Origin of the sequence: Streptomyces sp. NBC_00016, assembly GCF_045040885.1 — a bacterium.
In the GTDB taxonomy this organism is placed as follows: Bacteria; Actinomycetota; Actinomycetes; order Streptomycetales; family Streptomycetaceae; genus Streptomyces; species Streptomyces coriariae.
In genome coordinates, this window is sequence record NZ_CP108304.1 from 2,328,986 (window position 1) to 2,354,707 (window position 25,722).

Annotated in this window: 22 protein-coding genes; 7 read left to right on the forward strand and 15 right to left on the reverse strand. The window is 73.2% G+C overall.

The genetic code is table 11. From position 1 onward, the window contains the following. Window positions 1-50 precede the first annotated feature (50 nt). The 8 genes from OG933_RS10365 to OG933_RS10400 all read right to left on the reverse strand — a co-directional run bounded on the left by OG933_RS10365 (window position 51) and on the right by OG933_RS10400 (window position 11,600). On the reverse strand, window positions 51-2,159 hold the full coding sequence (locus tag OG933_RS10365; protein ID WP_405633337.1) for an SWIM zinc finger family protein: 2,109 nt from the start codon (window positions 2,157-2,159) through the stop codon (window positions 51-53). A 533-nt stretch (window positions 2,160-2,692) separates the two neighbouring features. Next, entirely contained in the window at window positions 2,693-5,527 is a 2,835-nt protein-coding gene (locus tag OG933_RS10370; RefSeq protein WP_405633340.1) for a DEAD/DEAH box helicase, read from the reverse strand. 147 nt (window positions 5,528-5,674) lie between these two features. After that, entirely contained in the window at window positions 5,675-6,268 is a 594-nt protein-coding gene (locus tag OG933_RS10375) for a hypothetical protein (RefSeq protein ID WP_020125496.1), read from the reverse strand. A 72-nt stretch (window positions 6,269-6,340) separates the two neighbouring features. Beyond that, window positions 6,341-7,489, reverse strand: a complete 1,149-nt coding sequence (locus OG933_RS10380) for an ROK family glucokinase (protein WP_020125495.1) — start codon at window positions 7,487-7,489, stop codon at window positions 6,341-6,343. Window positions 7,490-7,768: 279 nt separating this feature from the next. Then, on the reverse strand, window positions 7,769-8,578 hold the full coding sequence (locus OG933_RS10385; protein ID WP_362523131.1) for an ATP-binding cassette domain-containing protein: 810 nt from the start codon (window positions 8,576-8,578) through the stop codon (window positions 7,769-7,771). Beyond that, a complete protein-coding gene (locus OG933_RS10390) occupies window positions 8,575-9,666 on the reverse strand; it encodes an ABC transporter permease (protein WP_405626629.1) in 1,092 nt (363 codons plus the stop codon). Before OG933_RS10390 ends, OG933_RS10385 begins: the two co-directional genes overlap by 4 nt. After that, window positions 9,663-10,667, reverse strand: a complete 1,005-nt coding sequence (locus tag OG933_RS10395) for a sugar ABC transporter substrate-binding protein (protein ID WP_362523135.1) — start codon at window positions 10,665-10,667, stop codon at window positions 9,663-9,665. Before OG933_RS10395 ends, OG933_RS10390 begins: the two co-directional genes overlap by 4 nt. Before the next feature lie 195 nt (window positions 10,668-10,862). After that, window positions 10,863-11,600, reverse strand: coding sequence for a GntR family transcriptional regulator (locus OG933_RS10400; protein ID WP_199876132.1), 738 nt, complete (start codon window positions 11,598-11,600; stop codon window positions 10,863-10,865). Window positions 11,601-11,728: 128 nt separating this feature from the next. Here OG933_RS10400 and OG933_RS10405 point away from each other — a divergent pair, with 128 nt between their 5' ends. After that, complete coding sequence (locus OG933_RS10405) at window positions 11,729-12,745, forward strand: Gfo/Idh/MocA family oxidoreductase (RefSeq protein ID WP_327185833.1); 1,017 nt, start codon at window positions 11,729-11,731, stop codon at window positions 12,743-12,745. 73 nt (window positions 12,746-12,818) lie between these two features. On the opposite strand, the gene OG933_RS10410 is transcribed toward OG933_RS10405, so the two are convergent. From OG933_RS10410 to OG933_RS10420, 3 genes are all read right to left on the reverse strand, one after another. Next, the gene (locus tag OG933_RS10410; RefSeq protein ID WP_405626630.1) at window positions 12,819-14,003 is read right to left on the reverse strand and encodes a cytochrome P450; all 1,185 of its coding nucleotides are present in this window, start codon (window positions 14,001-14,003) and stop codon (window positions 12,819-12,821) included. A gap of 93 nt (window positions 14,004-14,096) precedes the next feature. Next, window positions 14,097-14,777 (reverse strand): response regulator transcription factor, encoded by a 681-nt coding sequence (locus tag OG933_RS10415; RefSeq protein ID WP_020125492.1) that lies wholly within the window; start codon window positions 14,775-14,777, stop codon window positions 14,097-14,099. 85 nt (window positions 14,778-14,862) lie between these two features. Continuing rightward, on the reverse strand, window positions 14,863-16,125 hold the full coding sequence (locus OG933_RS10420; protein WP_362523140.1) for a histidine kinase: 1,263 nt from the start codon (window positions 16,123-16,125) through the stop codon (window positions 14,863-14,865). A 202-nt stretch (window positions 16,126-16,327) separates the two neighbouring features. On the opposite strand from OG933_RS10420, the gene OG933_RS10425 reads away from it, so the two are divergent. Together OG933_RS10425 and OG933_RS10430 are read left to right on the forward strand one after the other, a co-directional pair. After that, the gene (locus OG933_RS10425; protein WP_327185829.1) at window positions 16,328-16,528 is read left to right on the forward strand and encodes a hypothetical protein; all 201 of its coding nucleotides are present in this window, start codon (window positions 16,328-16,330) and stop codon (window positions 16,526-16,528) included. A gap of 110 nt (window positions 16,529-16,638) precedes the next feature. Further along, window positions 16,639-17,025, forward strand: coding sequence for a ribonuclease domain-containing protein (locus tag OG933_RS10430; protein WP_020125489.1), 387 nt, complete (start codon window positions 16,639-16,641; stop codon window positions 17,023-17,025). A 180-nt stretch (window positions 17,026-17,205) separates the two neighbouring features. On the opposite strand, the gene OG933_RS10435 is transcribed toward OG933_RS10430, so the two are convergent. Next, window positions 17,206-18,039 (reverse strand): AIM24 family protein, encoded by an 834-nt coding sequence (locus OG933_RS10435; protein ID WP_362523143.1) that lies wholly within the window; start codon window positions 18,037-18,039, stop codon window positions 17,206-17,208. A 146-nt stretch (window positions 18,040-18,185) separates the two neighbouring features. On the opposite strand from OG933_RS10435, the gene OG933_RS10440 reads away from it, so the two are divergent. Further along, window positions 18,186-18,932 (forward strand): SDR family oxidoreductase, encoded by a 747-nt coding sequence (locus OG933_RS10440; protein WP_142266830.1) that lies wholly within the window; start codon window positions 18,186-18,188, stop codon window positions 18,930-18,932. Between the two features lie 189 nt (window positions 18,933-19,121). On the opposite strand, the gene alc is transcribed toward OG933_RS10440, so the two are convergent. Together alc and allB are read right to left on the reverse strand one after the other, a co-directional pair. After that, entirely contained in the window at window positions 19,122-20,243 is a 1,122-nt protein-coding gene (alc, locus tag OG933_RS10445; RefSeq protein WP_362523193.1) for an allantoicase, read from the reverse strand. 75 nt (window positions 20,244-20,318) lie between these two features. Next, the gene (allB, locus tag OG933_RS10450) at window positions 20,319-21,656 is read right to left on the reverse strand and encodes an allantoinase AllB (protein ID WP_405626633.1); all 1,338 of its coding nucleotides are present in this window, start codon (window positions 21,654-21,656) and stop codon (window positions 20,319-20,321) included. 268 nt (window positions 21,657-21,924) lie between these two features. Between allB and OG933_RS10455 the strand changes: the two genes are divergently transcribed. Then, the gene (locus tag OG933_RS10455; protein ID WP_365120729.1) at window positions 21,925-22,734 is read left to right on the forward strand and encodes an IclR family transcriptional regulator; all 810 of its coding nucleotides are present in this window, start codon (window positions 21,925-21,927) and stop codon (window positions 22,732-22,734) included. 31 nt (window positions 22,735-22,765) lie between these two features. Here OG933_RS10455 and OG933_RS10460 read toward each other — a convergent pair whose 3' ends face one another. Then, entirely contained in the window at window positions 22,766-23,080 is a 315-nt protein-coding gene (locus tag OG933_RS10460; protein WP_362523150.1) for a DUF5955 family protein, read from the reverse strand. 194 nt (window positions 23,081-23,274) lie between these two features. Between OG933_RS10460 and OG933_RS10465 the strand changes: the two genes are divergently transcribed. After that, window positions 23,275-23,886: an NTP transferase domain-containing protein gene (locus tag OG933_RS10465; RefSeq protein ID WP_405626636.1), complete on the forward strand. Its 612-nt coding sequence runs from the start codon at window positions 23,275-23,277 to the stop codon at window positions 23,884-23,886. Window positions 23,887-24,069: 183 nt separating this feature from the next. Next, window positions 24,070-25,704, forward strand: coding sequence for a malate synthase A (aceB, locus tag OG933_RS10470; protein WP_362523154.1), 1,635 nt, complete (start codon window positions 24,070-24,072; stop codon window positions 25,702-25,704). Window positions 25,705-25,722 lie beyond the last annotated feature (18 nt).

Here is a 25,722-nt window from a genome sequence, read left to right on the forward strand (position 1 = left end):
CCCGTGACCGGCTCCGCCAGGCGCTCTGCGGGGCGATCGGGTCGGGCGCCTCAGAGCTCGTCCGAGCCGCCCAGGCCGGTCAGCGCGCCCACCGGGTCCGGGTCGGGGGTGCCGCGGGGCCACCAGTCGTCGTGGCCCGGCTCCGACTCGTACGCGTACCACAACCCGTCGCGGCCGAAGCGGAGTTGGACATGGCCGCGGGGGTGGGTGAGGTGGTTGCGGCGCGGGCGGAAGGCCGGGAGGTCGGCGGCGAGGAGAAGCGGCCGGGCCCGGTCGAAACGGCCGGCCGGCGGGTCCCAGGTCTCCTCCAGGACGGTGAGCCCGTCCGGCCCGCCCTGCCGCCAGGCGGCCACCGCGCGGGCCAGTTCGACGGGGGTGCGGCCGACGGCGGCGGCGAGCGCGGCGTAGAGGGCGCGGGTGGTGACGGTGAGCCCGGAACCGGGTCGGGACGCGGCGAGCCGTACGGCGTCCCGCCACAGGGTCAGCTCGCCGATCTCGTCCTGGCCGGTGACCAGCAGGGCGTGGGCGCGGGCGGCCGCGTCGGTCGCGAGGTGGTCCAGCGCGAAGGAGTCGGGGCCGTTCGGCGCGGACGGGTAGGCCGGGGGCTGCTCGGGGTGCGGGGGCACGGGCAGCGGGGCGGGCAGCGGCGGGAGGCGGCGCTCGGCGAGGGCTTCGGCGGCCCGTACGCCCGGCAGGGGTTCCGGTTCCTGCTCCTGGGCGGCGCGGGCCGCGCGGGTGGCGTTGCGGCGGGACAGCGCGTCGAGCACCTCGCGTTCGCCCCGGCCGCGCAGCAGGAGCAGCACGAACGGGTCGGCGTCGAGCAGCCGCGCGGTCTGGTAGCAGAGGGCGGCGGCGTGCTTGCAGGGGTGACCGCGGTCGGGGCAGCTGCACTGCGGCTCGAGGTCGCCGGGGCCGGGAAGCAGCGGCACCCCGCACTCGGCGAGGGACTCGGGCATCTCCTTGTCGAGCAGCGCGGCGATGTGCCCTGGGCGCTCGACGGCGGCCTCCAGGAAGCGCTCCCAGTCCTCGGCGCCGAGGGTGCGCAGCCGTACCTGTACGCGGTAGGGGCGGGGGCGGCTGCCCTGCACGTACGCCAGCACGAGCCCGGGGGTGACGGTGATCGCGTCCACGTTCCCCTGCTCGGCGTAACCGCGCCCGCGGGCCAGGCGCTTGGCGTCGAGGGCGCCCTCCTCCAGCGCGGCGACCCAGGCGTTGCCCCACCAGGTCCCCGCGAAGTTCCCGCCGGTGCGCGGCGGGAAGGCCGGGAAGGTACGGCGGTGCTCGCCGTCCCGTGCGGGGGCGGCCATGGAGCGGGGGGTGCGGGGCGGTTCGGGAGGCAGGGAAGGCGCGCCACCGAGGGAAAGCGCGGAGGCCGCAGCTTCGGGTGAACTTCCGTCGGCGGCCGCCGCGCTGCCGACGGCGCCCCGGAGCTCGGGCTTGGTCTCGGGCTCGGGCTCGGCCCTGGGCTCGGTCCTGGTCTCGGGCTCGGTCCTGGGCTTGGGCTCGGGCTTGGACTCGGCCCTGGTCTCGGTCCTGGGCTCGGGCTCGGTCCTGGGCTCGGGCTCGGGCTCGGCTTCGGCCGAGTCCTCCGACGGCATCCGGAAGGCGCCCGCGAGCAACTCCCGTACGGCACGCGCTCGTTCGTCGGCCACCTGGTCAGGTGCGCCGGGGTGCCGCCGGGCTTCGGTGGGGCGAGCGTCCGGGCGGGGGCGGAGGCCGGCGTCGCCGCGCGGGGTCCTGCGGCCTGTCCGGGTCCGGGCCTCGGCCGGGTTCCGGCGGGCAGCCTCCGCGCGGGCGGCGCGCAGGGCCTCCCGCGCGATGTCCCCGGGGCGCGAGCCGGCGCCGCCCTGCGAGGCACGCGGTTCGGCGGCCACCGGCGAGGCATCGGCCGACGAGACCTCTGCCGGCGAGGCCTCTGCCGACGGGGTGGGGGGCGCTACGGGGTCGGCGTCGGCGTCGGCGGCCGGGGCGGCTTCCCCGGGGGGCGGGTCCGCCACGGCCATGGTGTCGGTGTCGGTGTCGGCCGCAGTCTCGGTGTCGGCCGCGGTCTCGGTGGCGGCCGCGGATTCCGCCACCGGCGCGGGCTCCACCAAGGGCGCGGACTCCGCCGCGCGCCGCAGCGCCGCGCGGGCCGCGTCGCCGGCGGACGCGGATTCCACCACGGACGCCGGTTCCGCCACGGCCACAGATTCCACCGCAGACGCAGGTGGCACCGCGAACCCGGGCTCCACCGCGCGCCCCAGGACCGCCCGAGCCGCATCGCCGCCGGACGCAGGTTCCACCGCAGGCGCAGGTCCCACTGCGGACGCGGGCTCCACCGCGGACGCAGGTTCCATCGCGGACGCGGGCTCCACCGCGGGCGCGGATTCCACCCCGACAGCCGGTTCCGCCGCCGGCGCGGGCTCCGCCGCGCGCCGCAGCGCCGCGCGGGCCGCGTCGCCGGGCCTGGGGGCCGCGTCGCCGGGTCGGGCCGTGGAGGCGTGCGACGGTGCTCGTGTCGGACCGTGCGGCGGTGCTTGCGACGCGCGGCGTGGTGCTTGCGTCGGTTCCTGTTCCTGCGAGCGCTCCCGGGCCGCGCGCAGCGCTCGGCGAGCCTCGGCGGCCGGGCCGGCGCCCTTCTCCCGTTGCTCCTCGGCCGGGACGGCAGCGGCGGTGTCGGCGGCAGCGGTCTCGGCCTTCTCCGTCTCTCCCATCACGCCTCCCTCCGCAGTCTGACCAGGTCGGTCAGTTCGCGGTCCGTGAGTTCGGTGAGGGCCGACTCGCCGGAGCCGAGGATCGCGTCGGCCAGGGCGCGCTTCGCCTGGAGCATCTCGGCGATGCGGTCCTCGACCGTGCCCTCGGTGATGAGGCGGTGCACCTGGACCGGCTGGGTCTGGCCGATGCGGTAGGCGCGGTCGGTGGCCTGTTCCTCCACCGCCGGGTTCCACCAGCGGTCGAAGTGGACGACATGGCCCGCGCGGGTGAGGTTGAGGCCGGTGCCGGCGGCCTTCAGGGAGAGGACGAGAACCGGGGTCGCACCGGCCTGGAAGCGGTCCACCATGCGCTCCCGCTCGGGGACCGGGGTGCCGCCGTGCAGCAGGTCGACCGGGACCGCGCGGGCGGTGAGGTGGGCGGTGATCAGACGGGCCATGCCGACGTACTGCGTGAAGACGATGGCCGAGCCGTCCTCGGCGAGCAGGGTGTCCAGCAGCTCGTCCAGCAGGGCGAGTTTGCCGGAGCGGGCGGCCAGGGCGTCGCCGACGGAGGCCGTCTCCTCCTTGAGGTAGAGGGCCGGGTGGTCGCAGATCTGCTTGAGCGCGCCGAGCAGCTTCAGCACCAGGCCACGCCGGGCGATGCCGTCCGCCGTCTCGATGGCCAGCAGCGACTCCCGCACCACCGCCTCGTACAGCGCGGCCTGTTCGCGGGTGAGCGGGACCGGGTGGTCGGTCTCGGTCTTGGGCGGCAGCTCGGGCACGATCCCGGGGTCGGACTTCTTGCGGCGCAGGAGGAACGGGCGGACCAGCCGGGCGAGGCGCTCCACCGCCTGGTCGTCCTCGCCGTTCTCGACCGCGCGCGCGTGCCGGGCGCGGAAGGACTTCAGGGGGCCGAGGAGTCCGGGTGTCGTCCAGTCGAGCAGGGCCCAGAGCTCGGAGAGGTTGTTCTCGACGGGGGTGCCGGTCAGGGCCACGCGCGCGGAGGTCGGGATCGTGCGCAGGGCCTTCGCCGTCGCCGAGTAGGGGTTCTTCACGTGCTGGGCCTCGTCGGCGACGACCATGCCCCAGGGCTGCCCGGCGAGGGTGGGCGCCGCCGAGCGCATCGTGCCGTACGTGGTGAGGACGAAGCCGCCGCCGAGGTCCGCGAGGCTGCGGTCGGGGCCGTGGAAGCGGCGGACCGGGACGCCGGGCGCGAAGCGGTTGATCTCGCGCTGCCAGTTGCCCAGCAGGGAGGCCGGGCAGACCACCAGGGTCGGTTCGGTGCGGGCCCGCTTCAGGTGCAGGGCGATGACGGTGATCGTCTTGCCGAGGCCCATGTCGTCGGCGAGGCAGCCGCCGAGGCCGAGGGAGGTCATGAGGTCCAGCCAGGCCAGTCCGCGCAGCTGGTAGTCGCGCAGGGTGGCGTGCAGACCGGCGGGCGGATCGGCGGGGTGCACGCCGGTGGTGAGGCGGTCGCGCAGGGCGGCCAGGGCGCCGACGGGGACCGCCTCGACGCTCTCGCCGTCGACCTCCGCGGTACCGCTGAGGGCGACGGACAGGGCGTCGACCGGGTCGAGCAGGCCCAGTTCCCGCTTGCGGGCCTTGCGCACGAGCGCCGGGTCGACCAGGACCCACTGGTCACGGAGCCGGACCACCGGGCGGTGGGCCTCCGCCAGGGTGTCCATCTCGGCCTCGCTGAGCGGGTCGCCGCCGAGCGCCAGCTGCCAGCGGAACTGGAGCAGTTCCTCGCTCTCGAAGAAGCCGGTGCCGTCGGTCGCCGAGCCGGGCGCGGTCCTGACCACCGCGGCCGCGCTGAGGTCCTGCGCCAGGTCCCTCGGCCAGTGCACGGCGACCCCGGCCGTCGCGAGCCGGGTGGCCGCCACTCCGAGCAGATCGCTCAGCTCGTCCTCGGACAGGGCCAGGGCGTCCGGCGCGTCCTGTTCGGCGAGCCGGGCGAGCGGCGGCCAGACGCGGGCCGCGCGCCGTACGGCGAGGGCGGCGTCCACGCGCGCGCGTGCCCCGAAGGCGGCGTCGGCCTCGCCCGCCCACAGGGACGCGGCGTCGGTCATCAGGGTGGGGTCGGCGAGGCTGTGCACCTGGACGATCGCGGCGCCCGCCCGGCGCGCCGGCTCACCGTCGTCGAGCCGGTCGAACATGTCGTAGGCGGACAGGTCGAGGCGGAGCGAGATCCGCACGCCCGCGTCCATGCCGGCGGCGACCTCCGCGGCCCAGTCGTGCGCGCCGGGCAGCCGCTGGGGCCGGCGGTCGGCGAAGGGCTTCCCGCACGCGTGCGGCGCGGCCGGGGTGCGGGGCAGGGTGTCCGCCACGGCGTCCAGGAAGGACCGCATCAGAGCCTCGGGCCGGGGCAGCAGGAGCGGCCCGGAGCCGGGGAGCGGCACCGCGTGGCCCTCGTGCGGGAGCGCGGCGGCGACCGCGCGCAGATGGGCGATGTCCTCCGGGTCCAGCGGGCCCGCCCGCCAGGCGTCGTGTCCCGTGGGCGTCAGGCCGGGCAGCAGACGGCCGCGGGCGGTGAGCCGCAGCGCGTGCAGCGCGGCCGCGCCCCAGCAGGCGGTCGCCGGGTGGGCGGCGGGGTCGCGGCGGGCCCGCACGAGCAGCGGGAGCGCCTTGTCGAGCGGCAGGGACAGGGCGGGGGCCTGCGCGCGGCGGATGGCTGAGCCGTGGCGCCGGACGACGGTGAGCTCCGTGTGCTCCGCGTCCGCCGTGGTGGGCAGCGGGCCGTCCGCCGGGTCCCAGAAGGCGACGCGGCCCTCGCGCGGGAGGGGAGCCGGCAGGAAGACGGCGGCGAGGCGCACGCAGACGGAGCCGGGCTCCGCCGCGGCCGTGCCGTCGGCCATGACGCTCATGCCGTGTGTCCACCTCCCGCCCGCATGTCGGATCAGTCGTCTTCGACTCTACGGGCGGGGTCTGACAATCGGTCCCGGCGGCCGGCCGGGTCACGGCGTCGCGGCCCGGTCACGGCCGTCCGGCCGGGGCGGGTCCGGTCAGGGGACCGTGCGGGAGACCACGTAGACGAAGGGGTAGACCGCGTTGCCGGTGTTCACCACCACGTCCAGCGTCGGCATGGGCTTCTTCTGTTCGTGGACGATGCCGAAGTCGTCCCCGGGGCGCGAGCCGGGGCCCGTGAACTTCCAGCCCGTGACCTCCTGGTCGCGGGCGCTGATGGTGATCTCGCCCTTCTTCAGGTCGGCCCTGCTGACGCCGATGCCGGCGAGGAACTCGTCGAGTCCCGCCTGGGTGGTCTGGAACTGCGCGTACAGACGGCTGGTCTTCCAGTTGTTCGTCTCGTAGTACGCGACCTGGTTCGACGGGTGCGGGATCGGCACCTGGTACAGACGGCGCTGGACCTTCGACGGCCAGCCCTCGGTCAGGCCGGTCGCCGAGTACTTCGCCTCTTTGTCCTTGCCGCTGTCGCGGCTCTGGTTGGCGGAGATCACCAGGTAGCCGGCCGGGACACCGATGAGGAGCACGATGATCAGCAGGGTGAGCGCCCTGCGGCGGATCACGTGCCGGCGGTCCTCCGGCGGGCGGTGCGGCTCGTCGGGGGGCGCGGCCTGGCGGGGCAGCGATGCTGTCATGCGGTGTCCTGGGTCGTGCGGGGCGGTACGGCGGTCATGCGGTGTCCCGGGTCGTGCGGGGCGGTACGGCGCTCACGCCGTGTCCTGGGTACGGCGGGCCGCCTCGGTGAACCGTTCGAAGCGCTCGTAGCGCTCCACGCGGCGGCGCTTGGCGCGCCGGAAGCGGCGGGCGACCAGACGGGCCAGGTCGGCCGCGCCGACCATACCGGCCTCGGGGCCCAGCTGGGCGCGGACGATACGGGCCTCGGGCCGGTAGCCGCGGCCGGTGAGCTGGCGCTTGAACGCGTCCCGGGCGGGGCTGATCAGCAGGTCGTCGGCGGCCGAGACGCCACCGCCGATGACGAAGCAGGACGGGTCGAGGGCGGCGGCCAGGTTGGCGATGCCGACGCCGAGCCACTGGCCGATGTCCTGGAGCAGCTCGATGCACATGGCGTCGCCCTCGCGGGCCAGCTCGGTGATCATCGGGCCGGTGATGTCGCCGATGTTGCCCTTGACGTGCTCGATGATCCCGTACGCCACCGGGGAGTCGGCGGCGGCCAGTTCGCGGGCCTCCCTGACCAGCGCGTTGCCCGAGCTGTACTGCTCCCAGCAGCCGCGGTTGCCGCACGGGCAGCGGTGGCCGCCGGGCACGACCTGCATATGGCCGAACTCGCCGGCGACGCCGTACTTGCCGCGCTTGACCTGGCCGTCCTCCAGGATCGCGCCGCCGATGCCGGTACCGAGCGTGATCATGACGAGGTGGTCCTCGCCACGGCCCGCGCCGAAGCGCCACTCCGCCCAGGCCGCGGTGTTGGCGTCGTTGTCCACCAGGACGGGAACCGCGAGCCGGCCGGAGAGGCGGTCGCGCAGCGGCTCGTTGCGCCACGACAGGTGGGGCGCGAACAGGACGCGGTTGCGGTCCGCGTCGACCCACCCCGCCGCGCCGACGCCGACCGCGTGCACGTCGTGGCGGTCGGACAGGTCCAGGACCAGCTCGACGATCGTGTCCTCGACGACCTTCGGGCTCTTGGACTTGTCCGGAGTCTCCGCGCGGATCTTCTCCAGGATGTTGCCGTCGGCGTCGACCACCCCCGCCATCACCTTGGTGCCGCCGATGTCGATGCCGACCGTCGGCACACGGGGCGCGGTGAGGTGCGATCGGCGCTCCCTCGTGCCCACGGTGCGGAGTGCGGGCGCGCGGCGGGAGCCGATGGGGGCGGTGAAGTTGCCGTAGGTGCTCATCGCCGCCGATTCTGCCTCACCCTCCCGCCGGGTGCCGAGCCGGGCGGCGGCGGGGGGCGGGCCGCCTCTGCCGTGCCCGGGTGCGTCGTGGCCGGTCGCACCGGGTACGGCCGGGCGTCGGCGCGGCCCCGGGTTCCCCGGGAGCCTCTCGTGCGGACCATGCCGTGGACGCGGGGTCCGGCAGGCGCCCGCGTCGCCCTGCAGAGGCACGCGCCGGACCCCGCTCACCGGCGCCGAACGGTCCCGCCGCCGCCCTGCGATCCGATCCGCACGACAGGACTAGGCCCGGCGCAGCTCGTGGCGGAGGTCGTCCAGGTCGTCGCCACCCGCCATCTGGCGCGTCAGCTCCTCCAGGGTGATCCCGTCACGTGGGTGAGCGCCCACCATGGCGCCCCGCCGCAGCAGGACGAACCTGTCCCCCACCAGGTAGGCGTGATGCGGGTTGTGGGTGATCAGCACAACGCCCAGACCCGCGTCCCGGGCCGCCGCCACGTACTTGAGGACCACGCCGGACTGCTTGACGCCCAGCGCCGCCGTCGGCTCGTCCAGGACGAGGACCTTCGCGCCGAAGTACACGGCCCTCGCGATCGCCACGCACTGGCGTTCGCCGCCCGAGAGGGTGCCGATCGGCTGGTCGACGTCGCGCAGGTCGATGCCCATCCGCAGCAGTTCCTCGCGGGTGGTCCTGCGCATGAGGTCGACGTCCAGGCGCCTGAAGGGGCCGGCGCCCTTGCGCGGCTCGGAGCCCAGGAAGAAGTTGCGCCACACCGGCATCAGCGGGACCACGGCCAGGTCCTGGTAGACCGTCGCGATCCCGCGGTCGAGTGCCTCGCGCGGGGAGGACAGGACGGTCTCCTCGCCGTCGAGACGCAGCACCCCTGCGTCGTGCCGGTGGAGTCCCGCGACGATCTTGATCAGGGTCGACTTGCCCGCGCCGTTGTCGCCTAGGACGCAGGTGATCTCGCCGGCGCGGACCTCCAGGGAGACCCCTTCGAGGGCGCGGACGTTGCCGTACCGCTTGCCGACGCCGGACAGCTCGACGAGTGCCGTGCGCACCGCGGTCTCCTTCGCTTCGTGCGTCGCCGTCACTTCGAGGCCTCCGCGCGCTTGCGGACCCAGGCGTTGAGCAGGGTCGCGAGGAGCAGCATCGCTCCGAGGAAGAACGTGAACCAGTCCGGGTTCCACTCGGCGAAGACGATGCCCTTGCTCGTCATGCCGAAGAGGAGCGCGCCGACCGCCGAGCCGACGGCGCTGCCGTATCCGCCGGTGATCAGACAGCCGCCGATGACGGCCGCGATGATGTAGATCAGCTCGTTGCCGACGCCTTCGCCGGACTGGACGACGTCGTACGAGAAGAGCAGGTGCTGACCCGAGATCCAGGCGCCCAGGGCGACGCCCATGTAGAGGCCGACGGTGGTGCGGGTCACCGGGACGCCGACCGCGCGGGCGGCTTCCCTGTTGCCGCCCACCGCGAAGATCCAGTTGCCGGCGCGGGTGCGCAGGAGGATCCAGGAGGCGACCGCGACCAGGGCGATCCACCACAGGACGGTGACCTTGAAGTCGACGCCGCCGATCGTGAGGGTGGAGGCGAAGACGTCCCGGGCGGACCGGAAGCCCTCCATGTCCGCGATGGTCTTCGTCGACACCGTGCCGTCGATCAGCTTGGTGAAGCCGAGGTTGATGCCGGTCAGCATCAGGAAGGTGCCCAGCGTGATGATGAAGCTGGGCAGTTTCGTACGGGTGAGCAGGAAGCCGTTGAAGGCGCCGACGGCGAGGGTGACCAGCAGGGACACTGCGACGCCCACCCAGACGTTCGCCGTCGCCTGGTAGCTGAAGATCGACGAGATCAGCGCCGAGGACGTGACCATGACCCCGGCCGACAGGTCGAACTCGCCGCCGATCATCAGCAGCGCGACCGGGACGGCCATGATGCCGATCGTCGAGGACGCGTACAGGACCGTGCTGAGGCTGCCCACACGCAGGAAGCTGTCGGCGGCCAGCGCGAAGAAGACGAAGACCGCGATCGCGCCCACGACGGAGCCCAGTTCCGGGCGGCCCAGGAGCCGGCGCAGGGGAGAAGGCTGAAGAAACCTTTCGTCAGCCGTCTTGTGCGGGTGCGGACTCGCCGGATTCTCCGGCACCGCCTCCTCGGTCGCCTTGTCCGTCACCGCGCTCATCGGGTGCCTCGCTCGGTGTACTCCGCCAGCGCCGCCGCCTGGTCCTTGGTGATGATCTGCGGGCCGGTGAGGACCGGCTTGCCGCCGCCGAGGACGTCGCTGTTGTACTTGTACAGCCACAGCAGGTCGACGGCCTGGTACCCCTGGAGGTACGGCTGCTGGTCGACGGCGAAGCCGAGCGTGCCGTCGCGCAGCCCCGCGGCCACCTTGGCGTTGAGGTCGAAGGTGTCGATCTCCGCCTTGCTGCCGGCGCCCCGCCCGGCCTGCACGGCGGTGTCGGCGTACGGGGCGCCGAGGGTGACGACCGCGTCGACCGAGGTGTCGGCCTGGAGCCTGGCCTCGATCGCGGACTGCACGTCGGGCATGTTGGTGCCGTTGACGTAGAGGTTCTCGACCTTCCCGGCGAAGGTCTTCGCCACGCCAGCGCAGCGCTGCTCATGGCCGACGTTGCCCTGCTCGTGCAGGACACAGATCGCGTTCCTGCGGCCCCGGCGGTTCAGCTCCTCGCCGACGGCCTCGCCGGCGATCGTCTCGTCCTGGCCGATGTGGGCGAGCGCGCCGAACGCCTTGGACTCGGCCGACCCCGAGTTCACCGTGATCACCGGGATGCCGGCCTTCTCGGCGCGGGCCACGGCCGCCTTCATCGCGTCCGGCTTGGCGAGCGTGACGATGATCGCGTCGACCTTCTTGGCCACCGCCGCGTCGACGAGCTGGGCCTGCTGCTGGGCCTCGTCGTCGTGGGAGTACACGAAGTTGATGTTGTCCTTGTCGGCCGCCTGCTCCGCGCCGCTCTGGACGATGTCCCAGAAGGTGTCCCCGTCACCCGAGTGGGTGATCATGGCGAAAGTCCAGCGGGGCGTGTCCACCGCGGCCCCACCGTGGGCGGCCGCCGCCTTGCGGGCGTCCTCCGCGCGTTTGCCGCCGGTCGCGCTGCACCCTGCCAGGGACACGGTGAGTGCCCCCGCCAAAGCGATCCCTGCCCAGGTCCGAAACCGTGCCACGAGGCGGTGCCCTTCTTGCTGTGTTCTGTCGAACGCCCGCATCCGGTGACCTCTCACCGGACACAAACGCCCCATTATCGAACACAGGGATCACACACTCGGGGGCCGGGGACCGCCCATCACTCACCTTGTCCGGACATCCGGTCACATTGTCTGGACAATGCGACCAAGGCGGGCCGATCTCACAGCCGGATCTCAGGGGCGGACGAGCAGCTGGAACTCGAAGGAGTAGCGGGTCGGCCGGTAGATGTGGTCGCCGAACTCCACCGCCCGGCCGGTGTCGTCGAAGGTCGTGCGCTGCATCGTCAGCAGGGGGGCGCCTTCCTCCTCGGCGAGCCGCTCGGCCTCGGCGGTGGTGGCGGCGCGGGCACCGATGGACTGGCGTGCGCTGTGCAGGGTGATCCCGGCGGCCCGCATCAGCCGGTACAGACCGGTGGCCTGGAGCTGCCCGGTGTCCAGGTCGAGCAGGCCGGAGGGCAGATGGTTGCACAGGTACGCCATCGGCTCCCCGTGCGCCAGGCGCAGCCGCTCCACCCGGTGCACATCGCTGCCCTCGGCCACCGCGAGCGCGGCCGCGACCTCGGCGGACGCCGGGACCATGGTGTTGACCAGCACCGTCGTCGCCGGACGCTGCCCGGCGGCCTCCAGATCGTCGTAGAGGCTGCTGAGCTCCAGCGGGCGCTTGACCTGGCTGTGCACGACCTGCGTCCCGACGCCTCTGCGACGGACCAGCAGGCCCTTGTCGACGAGCGACTGGATCGCCTGGCGGACGGTCGGCCGGGAGAGGCCGAGCCGGGCGGCGAGCTCGATCTCGTTGCCCAGCAGGCTGCCGGGGGTCAGCGATCCGTGCTCGATCGCGGCCTCCAGCTGCTGGGCGAGCTGGAAGTACAAAGGCACCGGAGAACTTCGGTCCACACGTAGTTCTAGCTGCACGGTCGGGTCCACTTCTGGTTTCGGCACGGCCCGAGCGTAGCTCCGCGACCGGTTGACGGGAAGTTGTGTAGTTCGGTTGTCCGGACATACGCATTGACAGCGCCCGGCCTGCAACGCACCTTTGTCTCATGCGCATCGGGGTCATCGGGACGGGCCGCATAGGCACCATTCATGCGAACACACTCAGCCGTCACCGCGAGGTCGGATCCCTGATCCTGACGGACGCGGACCACGCGCGGGCCCAGGAGCTCGCGCATCGGCTGGGCGAGACGGCCGCCCCAGGGGTGGACGAGATCTTCCGCTGGGGTGTGGACGCCGTGGTGATCACGACGGCCACATCGGCCCACGCCGAACTGATCGGTCGGGCAGCACGCTCCGGGCTTCCGGTCTTCTGCGAGAAGCCGATCGCCCTGGATCTGGCGGGCACGTTAGCGGCGATCGCCGAGGTCGAGAGCGCCGGAACGATCCTTCACATGGGCTTCCAGCGCCGCTTCGACGCGGGATACACCGGGGCCAGGGAGGCGGTGCTCTCGGGGCGGCTCGGGCGGCTGCACACCGTACGGGCGCTGACGTCCGACCAGTCGGCGCCGCCGGCCGCCTGGCTGCCGGTGTCCGGCGGGATCTACCGGGACGCGCTCCTGCACGACTTCGACTGCCTGCGCTGGGTGACCGGCCGCGAGGTGACGGAGGTGTACGCCGCCGGCTCCGACGCCGGGCCCGCGATGTTCCGCGAGGCGGGGGACGTGGACACGGCGGCCGCGGTCCTCACTCTCGACGACGGCACCCTCGCCACGGCGACGGCGACGCGGTTGAACGGGGCGGGCTACGACGTCCGCATGGAACTGGCCGGAGAGCTCGACCAGATCGTCGTGGGTCTGGACGACCGCACCCCGATCGCGTCCACCGAACCCACCGGCCCACCGGCCGCGGACAAACCGTGGACCGGGTTCCTGGAGCGGTTCGAGCCCGCCTACACGGCGGAGCTGAACGCCTTCGTGGACGTGGTGCGGGGCGAGCGGGCCAACCCCTGCGACGGCCGTGAGGCACTCGAGGCCCTCCGGATAGCCGAGGCCTGCGAGGTGTCCCGGCGAGACCGCCGCGCGGTGTGGCTCTCGGAGATCCCGGCGACCTCCGGGACGGGCTGAGCGGGGCCGGCCTCGGGGACGGCCTCGGGGACGCCGGGGCCCGGCCGGCAGATGGGGTGGCTCGGCCGCCGCGCTACCAGCGCACCGGGAGGCTGCGCATCCCGCGCATCAGGGGGCCGGGCAGCCAGTCGCCGGGCGGGCCGTCGAGGGCCAGGGCGGGGGTGCGGTCGAGCAGGGACCGGATCGCCGTGCGGGCCTCCAGGCGGGCCAGCGGGGCGCCCAGGCAGTAGTGGATGCCGTGTCCGAAGGCCAGGTGACCCCGGCTGTCCCGGCGGATGTCGAAGCCGTCGGGGGCCGGATAGCGCCCCGGGTCGCGGTCGGCCGCTGTCAGGCCGACCATCACCGCCTCGCCCCGCGCGACGGAGATGCCGGCGATCTCCAGCGGTTCGGCGGCGAACCGGTACGTGGCGTTCTCCACCGGCCCCTCGTAGCGCAGGGCCTCCTCGACGGTGCCGTCGAGGAGGGTCATGTCGGCGCGCAGGGCGGCCAGCTGGCCGGGGTGGGTGAGCAGGGCGTGGACGGCGTTGGTGATCAGGTTGACGGTGGTCTCGTGTCCGGCGATGAGCAGGACGAACGCCATGCCGCGCAGCTCGCCGGGCGAGAGCCGGTCGCCGTCCTGCGCGGTGGTGCGGATCAGGTCGTCGAGCAGGTCGCCGCTCGGCCCGGCGCACCGCTTGTCCTCGATCAGCTCGGTGAGATACGTGCCGAGCCGTACGAACGCGTCGTACTCGGTCTGCGCGCTGGTGGGCGCGACGGCCTCGCCCGACAGCTCACGGAAGGCCGCGCGGTCCGCCTCGGGGACCCCGAGGAGGTCGCAGATGACCGTCAGGGGCAGGGGGTAGGCGAGCGACTCGACGAGGTCGGCGCGGCCGTGCGGCAGCATCGCGTCGAGCAGGCCGTCGGTGATCTGCTGGATCCTCGGCCGCAGTTGCTCCACGCGGCGCACGGTGAAGGCGCGGGAGACCAGCGCGCGCAGGCGCGTGTGCCGCGGCGGGTCCGCGGTCAGCAGGTGCTTGCCGATCAGCTGCTCGTCGAGGAACGTGACGCCGATCCGTTCGGAGTCCTTGGCCAGCCGGGGGTCGGCGAGCGCCGCGCGCGCCTCCTCGTGCCCCACGACGAGCCAGGTCACATGGTGCGCGTCGGGCACGGGCAGCCGCACCCGGTGCACCGGGCCGCGCTCGCGCAGTCGCGCGTACACCGGATGCGGGTTCCTCCGGAAGCCGTCGCCGAACTCCCCCAGGTCGATCACCTCGGTCATGCCCCTCCCCCTCCGTCATGACGGCAATCCGTCATCACGGCAACGAGCGGGACGCCCGCCCGGTGCCCGCCGCGCCGGCTTCCTCGCGGCCCGTCACCCGGGCCCGTCCGCCCCCTCTTCCAGGAGCCCCGCGTCATAGGCCAGCAGGGCGATCTGCACCCGGTTGTTGAGGCCGAGCTTGGCCAGGACCCGGGAGACGTGGGCCTTGACGGTGGCGACGCTCATGAACAGCTCCGCGGCGACGTCCGCGTTGGACAGTCCCCGGCCGACCGCGACGGCCACCTCGCGTTCGCGCTCGCCGAGGGCCGCGAGACGCACGCGCGCGTGCGTACGCCGGGTGTCGGCCGTGGTACCGGCCGCGTGGTCCATCAACTGCCGGGTGACCGTGGGCGACAGGACGGGGTCACCGGCCGCCACCCGGCGCACGGCGTCGAGGATCTCGGCGGGCGGGGTGTCCTTGAGGACGAACCCGGCCGCGCCCGCGCGCAGCGCACGCAGCACCTGTTCGTCGGCGTGGAAGGTGGTGAGCACCACGACCTGCGGGGCGTCCTCGCGTCCGCGCAGCCGTTCCGTGGCGGTGAGTCCGTCCACGGACGGCATCCGGATGTCCATCAGGACCACGTCGGGGCGGGTGCGCTCCACGAGCCCCTCGACCTCGCTCCCGTCGGCGGCCTCACCGACGATCTCGATGTCGTCGGCGCCTCCCATCATGAAAGCCAGACCGGCCCGCACGAGGGGATCGTCGTCGACGAGGAGGAGTCTGATCGCAGTCATGGACCTCACGTAATCACGGTTGCGGGCGGGCGGGTTCACGGTTCGCGACGAACGGGCCGGCCGGGGCGGTCACACCCGGCCCCCGTCAGGGCGTCGCCCGCCACGGCAGCCACGCCCGCACCTCGAATCCCCCGTCCCCCCACGTCCCGTGCGCCAGTCGCCCCCCGGCCAGGGTGGCCCGTTCGGTCAGGCCGATCAGGCCCTGGCCGGAGCCGGGAACGGGCGGTACCTCGCCCACGGGGGCCGGGTTGCGCACGCTCACGTCGAGGCCCTCGCCGGGGCCGCCGGTCACGGTGACCGCGACCTCCGCGCCCGGGGCGTGCTTGCGGGCGTTGGTCAGACACTCCTGGGCGATGCGGTACGCGGTGCGGCCGACGGAGGCGGGAACGGCTCCGGCGTCGGTGACGCGTTGGTCGAGGGTGACCTTCATGCCGGCCTCGCGGGACTCGGCGACCAGTGTGTCCAGGGCGGCCAGCGTCGGCTGGGGACGGCCGGCGTCGTCCGGTTCGGCGGCCCGCAGAACGCCGATGATCTCCCGCAGGTCCTGGAGGGCCTCGTGGGCGCTCTCGCGGATGACGCCGGCCGCCCGCGCGATCTCCTCGCGGGGCGCGTCCGGGCGGAACTCCAGCCCGCCCGCGTGCACGCTGAGCAGGGTCAGCCGGTGCGCGAGCACGTCGTGCATCTCCCGGGCGATGGCCTCACGGGCCAGCCGCTGCGCCTGCTCGGCGCGCAGCCGGGCCTCCGTCTCGGCGCGCCGGGCGCGGTCGCGCAGGCTCAGCATGAGCTGCCGCCGGGAGCGGACGAACATGCCCCAGCCGATGGCCGTGACGGTGAACAGCACGCTCCACGCCACCGAGGGCCCGTACGCCAGGGTGGGGTCCGGGCGGGCCCAGGCCAGCAGCGGGATCAGGGCCACCTGGGCGCCGCCCACCCAGGCCACGTACCGGAACGGCCGGTGCACGGCGAGGGTGAAGAGGGCGACCGTGCAGGCGCCGGCCGAGGTGGTCGCCAGGAAGCCGAGGGGGACCATCGCGATCGCCAGGCCGAGGGGCCACCGGCGGCGCAGCCAGACCGCCGCGCAGGCGAGGGCGCCCAGGAGCTGGTCGGCCGCGGCGACGACCTCGGGGAGGTCCCGTTCGCCGGGGAAGGAGTCGGCGACCGTCAGGCCCACGGCCACGGCCACGAGGAAACAGAGGAAGTCGACGATCCAGTCGCGCGCGGTGCGCCGCTGCGGCCGGCCCGGGTGCCCGGCGTCCGGGGCGAGTTCCGCGACCACGGCCGACGGCAGCAGCCATCGACGTCCCGTGAACCCGGGTGCCGCCGGTGCCGTGCTGTCGTCCGCCCTCATGGTCGACAAATCTACGCAGCGCGGGACCGCGACACCTCCCCGTGGAGGCGCATCCCCTACCGAAGGCGGGGAAGGACCGACCCAGGTCGCGGTGCCGCCTACTTTCGGCGCGGCCGGACCGCCGGTCCGCAGCCTTCCGTCGCACAGGTCCCGCCCGCCGGCCGATGGCCCGCGCGGGCTCCGCGGGGCGAGAGTCACGAGCATGAAGGAACTGCTGGGACTACTCGGATTTCTCGCCCTGGTGCAGGGCGTCCTGGGCCTGCTGCACGAGTTCACCCGCTGGCATGTGGGCCTCGTGCAGCGCCTCGGCTTCCTCGACGGCTACGAGGTGTACGCGAGCGTCGCGCTGATCGTGCTGGCGTTCGCCCTGTTCGCCGCCGCGGAGAGCCGGAAACCGGGCTGAGCGCAGGGGGCCGGACTCCGGTTAACGCCGTGAAAACTTCTCGGGCCCGAAGGCAAATTCCCGCGCCTTGTCATTGACATGACACTGTCTACGCGCGTCATCATGAGGCCATGAGATTCCCCCCACGGATCACTCGTACCGTCACGTCGGCGGCTGTCCTGTCCGCCCTCCTCGTCGGCGGCGCCGTCTCCGCCACCACGGCCCACGCCGCCGTCGGCAGCGTCTGCTACACGAAGCTGCCCTCCCAGGCGTACGACACGCTCGACCTGATCGACGCGGGCGGGCCGTTCCCGTACTCGCAGGACGGAGCGGTCTTCCAGAACCGGGAAGGCGTCCTGCCCAGCCAGACGTCCGGCTACTACCACGAGTACACGGTGAAGACCCCGGGCTCCTCGACGCGCGGCGCGCGCCGCATCGTGACCGGGAAGAAGTCCGCCGAGGACTACTACACCGCGGACCACTACGTCACCTTCAACCTGATCAACTACGGCTGCTGACCGACACCGTTCGTCCGTCCGATCCACAGACCCTCGCCCCGCGGACCCCCCACGTCTCCAGGCCGCGGGGCGAGGCACGTCCGGACGGAGCCGCCCGGCGCGGTGAGCAGGCCCCGGTGTGCCGGAACTGTTCCTCGGACCGCGCCGGCACCACCCCACCGGCGCCGGCGACTCGTCGGTTCAGCCCGCGTTCGTCGAGAACAGTCCGCCGGTCGGACCCTGTTTGTCGCCCCCCTGGGCCTTCCTCAGAGCGTTGGCGAGACTCTCGATGGTGAGGGACTGGAGGATGACGCGGCCGCTGCCCTCCAGGGTGGCCAGGGACAGGCCCTCGCCGCCGAACACCGCGTTCATGACCCCCTGACGGTTGAGCCCGCCGACCCGCTGGACGCCGTACCGGATGCCCTCCTCGAAGGCGACCACGCAGCCGGTGTCGACCTCGACACGGCCCCCGAAGTCGGCGGGGTCGAGGTCGATGAAGTTGCCGGCCCCCGCGATGATCACCGTGCCGCGTCCGGTGAACTTCTCCAGGACGAAGCCCTCGCCGCCCTTCATCCCGGTGCGGCCGCCCTGGAAGGCGATACCGAACTCGACGGTGGACTCGGCGGCCACGAACGCGTCCTTCTCGGCGAACCACGCGCGCGTGCCGTCCAGCTCCAGGGCGCGCATCTCACCGGGGAGCACGCCCGCGAAGCCGACCGTGCCCTCGCCGCCCTGGGCGGTGAAGTACTGGAACGCCAGCGACTCGCCCGCGAGGGCGCGCTGACCGACCTGCATGGCCGTGCCCATGGCCTGGCGCAGCATGCCGCCCATGCCACCGCCGGACGAGCCGCCCTGGGGTTGCCCGCCGCTGCCGCCGGAGGGGCCGCCGGACGGGCCGCCGAGGCGGGTCTCCATGGTCACGTTGACCGTCTTGAACAGGAACTTTCCGGCTTCGCAGTACACGGTCTGGCCGGGGGACAGGTTGACGACCGCCATCTGCATGGCGTTGCCGACGATCTCTTGCTGAAGGGTCACACGGGGAGAACGCGGCAGGCGGAGGAAAGAGTTCCGCTCTTGCGCGGACGCACGGTCCGCGCGTCCGGCACCGTCCTGTCGCCCCGGGCGATCTCGACGTCCGTTCGCCGCCAGCGCGCGGGGGCGCAGGCCGCTGGGATGGACCCATGACAACGACCGACAAGACCCTGAACGGCAAGGTGGCCCTCGTGACCGGCGGCAGCCGCGGCATCGGAGCGGCCACCGCGCTGCGGCTCGCCCGGGAGGGCGCGGACGTGGCGGTGACCTATGTGAACGGCAAGGAGGCGGCCGAGGACGTCGTGGCGGCCGTGGAGGCGCTGGGACGGCGGGCGGTGGCGCTGCGCGCGGACTCCGCGGACCCCGGGGAGGCGGCCGGGGCGGTGGACCGTACGGCCCGGGCGCTGGGCGGCCTCGACGTGCTGGTGAACAACGCGGGCGTCGGCGTCCTCGGACCGCTGGAGGGGCTCGGCCTCTCCGACGTCGACCGGGTGCTCGCGGTGAACGTGCGCGGGGTGTTCCTGGCCTCGCAGGCGGCCGCCGGGCGGATGGCGGACGGCGGCCGGATCATCACGATCGGCACCTGTATGACCCAGCGGGTGCCCGGCCCCGGCGGGACCCTCTACGCGATGAGCAAGTCGGCCCTGATCGGTCTGACCAAGGCCCTCGCCCGGGAGCTGGGCCCGCGCGGGATCACCGCGAACCTCGTCCACCCCGGCCCGATCGACACGGACATGAATCCGGCGGACGGCCCGTACGCGGCCGGTCAGGCGACGATGACCGCGCTGGGCCGCTTCGGCACGGCACAGGAGGTGGCCGCGACGGTCGCGCACCTGGCGGGGGCCGCGTACGTCACGGGCGCCGAGTTCGCCGTGGACGGCGGGCACGCGGCCTAGGGATCCGGGCCGGAAGCATCCGGATCGGGATCCTCACCGGGGTCGGGATCCGTACCGGGATCAGGATCGGGATCGGGATCGGGATCGGGATCGGGCGAGGCTCGCGCGGGAGGGCGGGGCCGGCATCGCGCCGCCACCGCCGTGCACACCCTTCTCCCGCCGGGGGTGTCCACGGTGGTGGCGGTCGGTTCAGCCGCCGAGCTCCTGGTGGCGGGCCGTCAGCGCGGCCGTTCCCGCTTCCGTGAGGGAGCCGAACAGGCGCAGGCGGGAGATGCCGCCGTCGGGATAGATGTCCACGCGCGCGTGCGTGCCGACCGCCGAGGACGGCAGGACGAAGCGGTGGTTGGTGTCGGGCTGCAGACGGGTGCGCGGGAGGATCTCCGTCCACTCCCCGCTCTCGCCGTCCTTGACCGACACCGAGGCCCAGCCCGCGCTGTTGCCCTTCAGGTAGGCCGTGTCGATCTCCAGCGCGCGGATCCGCGCCTGGGCCGCCAGGCGGTAGCGGATCCAGTCGTGGCCCCGGTCGCGGCGGCGGCGGGTCTCCCAGCCGTCGTCCATCTTGCGGGAGCGGCCCGGCTGGATGGTGTTGCCGGCCGGCGAGTAGAAGAGGTTGGAGGCGTCCTCGGCGCGGCCGCCGTTCTCCAGGGCGACGACGTCGAAGGTGCCGAGCACCGACAGCCACTCGGGATCGGGCACGGCCTCCCCGTGCACGCGCAGGCGGGCGATGCCGCCGTCGGGGTGCTGGTTGACCCGCAGGTGGGTGAAGCGCTGCTCGACCGACACGGAGAAACCGTTCGCCGCGTGGCCGCCGACGGGCGTGCGCGGGACCAGCGTCGTCCACTTCACATGGTCGCCGAGGAGTTCCTCGGCGGACGGCGAGCCCGGCACCGAGGCGCCCTCGACCGACACCGCCTGCGGGTAGTTGCCGCGGAAGTGCGCCGTGTCGACGACGATGCCCCGGATCACCCCGGGCGCGCCGAGGCGGACGAGCGCCCAGTCGTGGTCCTCGGCGGTCGGCCACGGGTGGTCGGCGGAGGCGCCGCGGCGGCGGCGCGTCTCCCAGCCGTCCATGACCTTGCCCTTGTGCCCGAAGTGCTCCGGGTCGAACTCGGCGGGTCCGGGCACCAGCAGGTTCTCGCGCTGGGCGAAGAACTCGTCGTTGGCGGCGACGACCGCGGCTCCGAGCTGCCGGTCGGCGAGGTCGACGAACCGGGTGAAGGGGAAGTCGGCGGTGCGGTAGTCCGCGTACGGGTCGCCGCCGCCGTAGGGGTTCGCGTCGCCGGTGAAGCTCTCTATCGCCGTCACGGTGATCAGGTCTGCCTTTCGGGAGTCGGCCGGTGCGGGTGCGGGTGACAGGGGAACGGGCAGGTCGGGCACTCCTTCGGCTCAGGGGGTGCGGGTGAGGAGCCGGCCCTTCGGCTCGGTGAACTCGCCGTCCGAGAAGATGCGTTCGCCGCGCAGCCAGGTGGATCTCACGACGCCGTACAGCGTCTTCCCGGCGTACGCCGTGACACGGTTGCGGTGCTGGAGCGCCGCCGGGTCGACGGTGAAGGTCTCGTCGGGGGCGAGGACGGCGAAGTCGGCGTCGCGGCCCGCTTCGATCGCGCCCTTGTGGGAGAGGCCCACCAGGGCGGCCGTGCGTGCGGACATCCAGCGGACGACGTCCTCGAGGCCGTGGCCCCGTCGGCGGGCCTGCGTCCACACGGCCGACAGGCTCAGCTGGAGGCCCGAGATGCCGCCCCACGCCGTCGCGAAGTCGCCGGTCTTGAGGTCGGCCGTGGACGGGGAGTGGTCGGTGACCACACAGTCGATCGTGCCGTCGGCCAGGGCCTGCCAGAGCAGATCCTGGTTGGCGGACTCACGGATGGGCGGGCAGCACTTGAACTCGCTGGCGCCGTCGGGGACTTCCTCGGCGGTCAGGGTCAGGTAGTGCGGACAGGTCTCGGCCGTGACGCGGACGCCCTCCGCCTTGGCGGCGGCGATCAGCGGCAGCGCGTCGCTGGAGGAGAGGTGCAGCACGTGCACGCGCGCGTGGAGGCGCTTCGCCTGCGCGACGAGGTTCGCGATGGCGGTGTCCTCGGCGCCGCGGGGACGGCTGGCCAGGAAGTCGGCGTACCGGGGGCCGCCCCGCTGCGGGGCGGCGTCGAGGTGGTGCGGGTCCTCGGCGTGCACGATCAGCAGACCGTCGAATCCGGCGATCTCGGCGAGGGAGCGGGCGAGCCGGTCCTGGTCGAGGTGCGGGAACTCGTCCACGCCCGACGGGGAGAGGAACGCCTTGAAGCCGAAGACACCGGACTCGTGCAGCGGGCGCAGGTCCTTGACGTTGTCGGGCAGGGCGCCGCCCCAGAAGCCGACGTCGATGTGCGCCTTGTCGGCGGCGACCTCCCGCTTGACCCGGAGGTGGTCGACCGTGGTGGTCGGCGGGAGGGAGTTGAGGGGCATGTCGACGAGGGTGGTGATGCCGCCGGCCGCCGCCGCTCGGGTGGCGGTCCAGAAGCCCTCCCAGTGGGTACGGCCGGGGTCGTTGACGTGCACATGAGTGTCGACCAGACCGGGCAGCAGGACGTCGTCGCCGAGGTCCTCCAGCCGGGCTCCCTCCGGGACGGGGGCGTCGTACGGCAGTACCGCCGTGATCCTGCCTGCGGCGACCGCGACCGCGGCGGGCCGTGACCCCTCGGGAGTGATGACGCGCGTCGAGCGCAGCACCAGTTCAGCCTCGGACACCCGGGCCCCTCTCTTCCGTTCTCATCCGGTTACGCCGGAGAAACTTCCACGTAACGGAATTCAACGTTCTGTTGAAGGAGTCTTCCCTTCCTGCCCTCACGCCGTCAAGGGCCCACTCCCCCAGAGTGCACCGACCTCCGGCACTCTGGACGTTTCCACATAATGGAATTACTATTCCGGCCAGCAGAATCTAACTACGCGCAAGCGAGGAGTCAACCGACCGCCGGGTAGGCTTCAGCCCTTCCGCCAGTTTCGAAAGGAACGCGCCGTGCCGACGTCCAGCGCCAGCACCACCGACTCCGCCAAGTCCGCCAGCGGCGGGGTCCAGTCCCTCGAGCGCGCCTTCGATCTCCTCGAGCGGATGGCGGACGCGGGCGGCGAGGTCGGCCTGAGCGAGCTGTCCGCGAGCAGCGGGCTGCCCCTGCCCACCATCCACCGCCTGATGCGCACCCTGGTGGCCTGCGGTTACGTCCGTCAGCAGCCCAACCGCCGCTACGCGCTGGGCCCTCGGCTGATCCGGCTCGGCGAGTCCGCCGCCCGGCTGCTGGGCACCTGGGCCCGCCCCTACCTGGCCCGCCTGGTCGAGGAGACCGGCGAGACGGCCAACATGGCGCTGCTCGACGGCGACGAGATCGTGTACGTGGCGCAGGTGCCGTCCAAGCACTCGATGCGGATGTTCACCGAGGTCGGCCGCCGTGTCCTGCCGCACTCCACGGGGGTCGGCAAGGCGCTGCTCGCGGGCTTCCCGGACGACGAGGTGCGCGCCCTGCTCGCCCGCACCGGCATGCCCGCCGCCACGGAAAAGACGATCATCACCCCGGACGGTTTCCTCGCGGCCCTCGCGGACGTGCGGCAGGCCGGTTACGCGGTCGACGACAACGAGCAGGAGATCGGCGTGCGCTGCCTGGCGGTGCCGGTGCCGGACTCCCCCACCCCCGCGGCCATCTCCATCTCCGGCCCGGCGGGCCGCGTCACGGAGTCGGCCACGGAGAAGATCGTGCCGGTCCTGCGCCAGGTCGCGGTGGAACTGTCACAGGCACTGACGAGCCCCGGCCCCGCGGTCCAGGGCGGGCTGTAGCCGCACCGCGTCCGGCCGCGCCCGCCTGGATTCAGCGGCGCGGTGTCTCCCCGAACAGCTCCACGGCGTGGCGTACCTCCGTCAGGCTCCGGGCCAGTGCGCTCACCGAGCCGATCGCGCCCGCGATCAGCAGCAAGGAGCGGCGTAACCGGGGGAGTTCGGGGACGCCGTGGGTCACCATCGCGGCGAGCGCGGCGAGTTCGTCCTCGGCGATCGCCCGGTCCGGGAACTCGACCGGGTACGTGGCGAGTTCGCGGCGCAGCCGGGACACCGCGGTCCGCAGTTCCGCCACCCTCGGATCCTCGTAGCTGCCGGTCACTGCCCTCTGCCTCAAGCTCCGCAACACAGCTCTCCCCCCACGCGCGCTCCGCTGAGCGCGCGTGCGCGCTCACCCGCCCCGCAGCCCCGCGGTACCGGCACCGGGCACCGGAGGACGCGCGGGTCAGTAAACGCCACCCGACGCGGCGTGCGCCACTGCGCGGACCGAAATTCAGCCCCACGGAACCGCACGGCCGACGCCGCGTCAGGTATGCAGGACGCATGACGCACAAGGAAGACCGGGCCGCGGACCAGGTGACCGGCCTGCTCCTCGCGGCGGGCGGCGGCCGCCGGCTCGGCGGACGCCCCAAGGCCCTGCTCGAACACCGGGGACGGCCACTCGTCGAACACGCGGTGGAGGTACTGCGCGCGGCGGGCTGCGCACGGGTGCACGTGGTGCTCGGGGCCGCCGCCGACACGGTACAGAAGCGGGCGCGGCTGGCGGGGTGCGTGATCGTGCCGAACCCGGCGTGGGAGCAGGGCATGGGCACATCGCTGCGGGCCGGGCTCGGCTCGCTCGCCGGGACGGGGGCGCGGGCCGCGCTGGTCTCCCTCGTCGACCAGCCCGGCATCGGGCCACAGGCCGTGGCCCGGGTGCTGACCGCGTACGAGGACGAGTCCTCGCTCGTCTGCGCCGCCTACGACGGCGTACGCGGCCATCCCGTCCTGTTCGGAGCCGGCCACTGGGCGGACATCGCGGCGACTGCCACCGGCGACCGGGGGGCACGCGCCTATCTGAAGGAGCACGAGGAGGCGATCACGCTCGTCGAGTGCGGGGACGTGGCCCGCCCGTTCGACATCGACACCCCGCAGGATCTCGCGCACCTTGAGTGAGGAGCCTGGCACTGAGCGCCACCTTGCCTCGACGCGGAGAATCTCGACATCAACAAATCATTGAAGTTCCACGATGAGGAAACTAGTATCCACTGTTCAGAAGGACCCGGCCCGTCCGGGGCCCCGCCCGCCGTACTCGGTTCGACTGGCACCCGGTGCCACCGCTGAAGGAAGTGACCGCTCATGTCCGCACCAGCGCCGTCCCCGCTGGCCATCGTCGACGCCGAGCCCCTGCCCCGGCAGGAGGAGGTCCTCACCGAGGCGGCACTCGCCTTCGTGGCCGAGCTGCACCGGCGGTTCACCCCGCGCCGCGACGAGCTCCTCGCCCGGCGTGCGCAGCGCCGCGCCGAGATCGCCCGCACCTCCACACTGGACTTCCTCCCGGAGACCGCGGCGATCCGCGCGGACGACTCCTGGCGGGTCGCCCCCTCCCCCGCGGCCCTGGACGACCGCCGGGTCGAGATCACCGGCCCGACCGACCGCAAGATGACCATCAACGCCCTCAACTCGGGCGCCCGGGTCTGGCTCGCGGACTTCGAGGACGCCTCGGCGCCGACCTGGGAGAACGTCGTCCTCGGTCAGCTCAACCTGGCCGACGCCTACACCCGGAACATCGACTTCACCGACCCGAGGTCGGGCAAGTCGTACGCCCTGAAGGACGCGGGCGAGCTCGCCACGGTCGTGATGCGTCCGCGCGGCTGGCATCTGAACGAGCGTCACCTCGTCGACGCCGACGGCCGTCAGGTCCCCGGCGCCCTGGTCGACTTCGGCCTCTACTTCTTCCACAACGCCCAGCGCCTGCTCGACCTCGGCAAGGGCCCGTACTTCTACCTGCCGAAGACGGAGTCGCACCTGGAGGCCCGCCTCTGGAACGAGGTGTTCGTCTTCGCGCAGGACCACGTCGGCATCCCGCAGGGCACCGTCCGCGCCACCGTGCTCATCGAGACGATCACGGCCGCGTACGAGATGGACGAGATCCTGTACGAACTCCGCGACCACGCCTCCGGGTTGAACGCCGGCCGCTGGGACTACCTGTTCTCCATCGTCAAGAACTTCCGTGACGGCGGGGCCAGGTTCGTCCTCCCGGACCGCAACGCGGTCACGATGACCGCCCCGTTCATGCGGGCGTACACCGAACTCCTCGTCCGCACCTGCCACAAGCGCGGGGCGCACGCGATCGGCGGCATGGCGGCCTTCATCCCGTCCCGCCGCGACGAGGAGGTCAACAAGGTCGCCTTCGAGAAGGTCAAGGCGGACAAGGACCGCGAGGCGAACGACGGTTTCGACGGGTCGTGGGTGGCCCACCCGGACCTGGTGCCGATCGCCATGGCCTCCTTCGACGCCGTGCTCGGCGACCGGCCGAACCAGAAGGACCGGCTGCGCGAGGACGTCGACGTCAAGGCGGCCGACCTGATCGCCGTCGACTCGCTGGAGGCACGGCCGACCTACCCGGGCCTGGTCAACGCCGTGCAGGTCGGCATCCGTTACATCGAGGCCTGGCTGCGCGGCCTGGGCGCGGTCGCCATCTTCAACCTGATGGAGGACGCGGCCACCGCCGAGATCTCCCGCTCGCAGATCTGGCAGTGGATCAACGCGGGGGTGGAGTTCGAGCACGACGGGACCACGGTGAAGGCCACGCCCGAGCTGGCCCGCGAGGTCGCCGCCGGGGAACTGGCCGCGATCCGCGCGGAGATCGGCGAGGAGGCCTTCACGGCCGGCCACTGGCAGCAGGCGCACGACCTGCTGCTGACCGTCGCCCTCGACGACGACTACGCGGACTTCCTCACCCTGCCGGCGTACGAGCAGCTGAGGGGCTGAGCACCGGCACCGGCCGGA

What these genes read in the sequence shown, in the direction of transcription:
- OG933_RS10370 (WP_405633340.1), bottom strand. Translation starts at nt 5,527, where the DNA reads ATGGCCGACGGCACGGCCGCGGCGGAGCCCGGCTCCGTCTGCGTGCGC.
- OG933_RS10375 (WP_020125496.1), bottom strand. Translation starts at nt 6,268, where the DNA reads ATGACAGCATCGCTGCCCCGCCAGGCCGCGCCCCCCGACGAGCCGCAC.
- OG933_RS10380 (WP_020125495.1), bottom strand. Translation starts at nt 7,489, where the DNA reads ATGAGCACCTACGGCAACTTCACCGCCCCCATCGGCTCCCGCCGCGCG.
- OG933_RS10390 (WP_405626629.1), bottom strand. Translation starts at nt 9,666, where the DNA reads ATGAGCGCGGTGACGGACAAGGCGACCGAGGAGGCGGTGCCGGAGAAT.
- OG933_RS10405 (WP_327185833.1), top strand. Translation starts at nt 11,729, where the DNA reads ATGCGCATCGGGGTCATCGGGACGGGCCGCATAGGCACCATTCATGCG.
- OG933_RS10410 (WP_405626630.1), bottom strand. Translation starts at nt 14,003, where the DNA reads ATGACCGAGGTGATCGACCTGGGGGAGTTCGGCGACGGCTTCCGGAGG.
- OG933_RS10415 (WP_020125492.1), bottom strand. Translation starts at nt 14,777, where the DNA reads ATGACTGCGATCAGACTCCTCCTCGTCGACGACGATCCCCTCGTGCGG.
- OG933_RS10420 (WP_362523140.1), bottom strand. Translation starts at nt 16,125, where the DNA reads ATGAGGGCGGACGACAGCACGGCACCGGCGGCACCCGGGTTCACGGGA.
- OG933_RS10425 (WP_327185829.1), top strand. Translation starts at nt 16,328, where the DNA reads ATGAAGGAACTGCTGGGACTACTCGGATTTCTCGCCCTGGTGCAGGGC.
- OG933_RS10430 (WP_020125489.1), top strand. Translation starts at nt 16,639, where the DNA reads ATGAGATTCCCCCCACGGATCACTCGTACCGTCACGTCGGCGGCTGTC.
- OG933_RS10440 (WP_142266830.1), top strand. Translation starts at nt 18,186, where the DNA reads ATGACAACGACCGACAAGACCCTGAACGGCAAGGTGGCCCTCGTGACC.
- OG933_RS10465 (WP_405626636.1), top strand. Translation starts at nt 23,275, where the DNA reads ATGACGCACAAGGAAGACCGGGCCGCGGACCAGGTGACCGGCCTGCTC.
- aceB (WP_362523154.1), top strand. Translation starts at nt 24,070, where the DNA reads ATGTCCGCACCAGCGCCGTCCCCGCTGGCCATCGTCGACGCCGAGCCC.